Raw genomic sequence first — 1,134 nt, forward strand, 5'->3', positions numbered from 1 at the left:
CGAGGTATGTAGGCGGTGCTACAGAGTTCTTGAAGTGGTGGCCTAACTACGGCTACACTAGAAGGACAGTATTTGGTATCTGCGCTCTGCTGGAGCCAGTTACCTTCGGAAAAAGAGTTGGTAGCTCTTGATCCGGCAAACAAACCACCGCTGGTAGCGGTGGTTTTTTTGTTTGCAAGCAGCAGATTACGCGCAGAAAAAAAGGATCTCAAGAAGATCCTTTGATCTTTTCTACGGGGTCTGACGCTCAGTGGAACGAAAACTCACGTTAAGGGATTTTGGTCATGAACAATAAAACTGTCTGCTTACATAAACAGTAATACAAGGGGTGTTATGAGCCATATTCAACGGGGAACGTCTTGCTCTAGGCCGCGATTAAATTCCAACATGGATGCTGATTTATATGGGTATAAATGGGCTCGCGATAATGTCGGGCAATCAGGTGCGACAATCTATCGATTGTATGGGAAGCCCGATGCGCCAGAGTTGTTTCTGAAACATGGCAAAGGTAGCGTTGCCAATGATGTTACAGATGAGATGGTCAGACTAAACTGGCTGACGGAATTTATGCCTCTTCCGACCATCAAGCATTTTATCCGTACTCCTGATGATGCATGGTTACTCACCACTGCGATCCCCGGGAAAACAGCATTCCAGGTATTAGAAGAATATCCTGATTCAGGTGAAAATATTGTTGATGCGCTGGCAGTGTTCCTGCGCCGGTTGCATTCGATTCCTGTTTGTAATTGTCCTTTTAACAGCGATCGCGTATTTCGTCTCGCTCAGGCGCAATCACGAATGAATAACGGTTTGGTTGATGCGAGTGATTTTGATGACGAGCGTAATGGCTGGCCTGTTGAACAAGTCTGGAAAGAAATGCATAAACTTTTGCCATTCTCACCGGATTCAGTCGTCACTCATGGTGATTTCTCACTTGATAACCTTATTTTTGACGAGGGGAAATTAATAGGTTGTATTGATGTTGGACGAGTCGGAATCGCAGACCGATACCAGGATCTTGCCATCCTATGGAACTGCCTCGGTGAGTTTTCTCCTTCATTACAGAAACGGCTTTTTCAAAAATATGGTATTGATAATCCTGATATGAATAAATTGCAGTTTCATTTGATGCTC

Annotated in this window: 1 protein-coding gene; it reads left to right on the forward strand. The window is 44.5% G+C overall.

The genetic code is table 11. The annotated features are described in order from the left end of the window. Positions 1 to 333 precede the first annotated feature (333 nt). A partial coding sequence (locus O3Q52_RS53360) for an APH(3')-I family aminoglycoside O-phosphotransferase (RefSeq protein ID WP_269655582.1) occupies positions 334 to 1,134 on the forward strand: 801 nt, incomplete at its 3' end.

Origin of the sequence: Streptomyces sp. ActVer (assembly GCF_027270795.1) — a bacterium.
Lineage (GTDB): Bacteria > Actinomycetota > Actinomycetes > Streptomycetales > Streptomycetaceae > Streptomyces > Streptomyces umbrinus_A.